Source organism: Streptomyces sp. NPDC052301, from assembly GCF_044593395.1.
Classification (GTDB): Bacteria; Actinomycetota; Actinomycetes; order Streptomycetales; family Streptomycetaceae; genus Streptomyces.
On sequence record NZ_JBIUBE010000031.1, the window covers coordinates 1 to 1,125 of the forward strand.

Here is a 1,125-nt window from a genome sequence, read left to right on the forward strand (position 1 = left end):
AGAGGTCGTTTTCCCCTTGAGTGTGGTGCTCTGGGTTGCTTTTTTCTGCCTGTCGACGTGCTGCTGGTGAGGCTGTGGTGACGCTTTTGCGTGCTGGAGCTGACGGTGTCACGAATGGGGCGCAAGTCCACTTGCGCCTGTCTCATTCCAGGACGCCTGGGTCTGTTCCGTGCTTCGACACGGCATGACGCACGCCTGGGCGCACGCCCCCGGCCGGCAGTATGCCCAGGTCATGACGGAACGACGTGGGTATCCGAGTGACCTGACCGATGCCCGGTGGGAGCTGATTGAGCCGGTGCTTGCGGCCTGGCGGTTCGAGCGCCGCGGCCGGGCCCTCGACTTCGGCCGGCCGCCTGAGCATGACCTGCGCGAGATCATGAACGCGATCCTCTACGTGGACCGCACCGGCGTGCAGTGGCGCTACCTCCCGCACGACTTTCCGCACTGGAACACGGTCTACGGCTACTTCGCCAAGTGGCAGCAGGAAGGCGTGTTCTCCCAGCTCAACGGCCTGCTCAGACGGCTCTTACGACAGAAGGAAGGCCGGGACACCGAGCCGTCGGCCTGCGTGATCGATGCGCAGAGCGTCAAGACGTCCACCAGCGTGCACGCCGCAAGTCAGGGCATCGACGCCGGCAAGAAGATCGTCGGCCGGAAGCGGAGCATCATCACCGACACCCTCGGCCTCCTGCTGGCCGTCCTGGTCACCGCGGCCAGCGTCCAGGACTCCGCCGCAGGTCAGAGACTCCTCGACCAGACAGCCGCAGCCCATCCCACGATTCGCAAAGTCTGGGTCGACGGCGGCTACCGCAAACACTTCCTCGAGCACGCCGCCACCCTCGGAATCGACCTCGAAATCGTCCAACGCGCCCCCGGGACCAGGGGTTTCACACCAGTTCCGAAACGCTGGACCGTCGAGCGGACCTACGGCTGGCTCATGCTCCATCGCCGCCTCACCCGCGACTACGAAACCCTCCCTGAACGCTCCGAAGCCATGATCCACCTCGCCATGACCGACCTCATGGCCCGCCGCCTCACCGGCGAGAACACCATCTCCTGGCGCGACCCGACATCACCGGAACAAACCCGCATCACGGGATAAAACACCGGGATGAAACGACCTCT

Annotated in this window: 1 protein-coding gene; it reads left to right on the plus strand. The window is 64.8% G+C overall.

The features are described from left to right. Window positions 1-232 precede the first annotated feature (232 nt). Entirely contained in the window at window positions 233-1,102 is an 870-nt protein-coding gene (locus ACIHEJ_RS40680) for an IS5 family transposase (RefSeq protein ID WP_400142947.1), read from the plus strand. The last annotated feature ends 23 nt before the right edge of the window (window positions 1,103-1,125 follow it).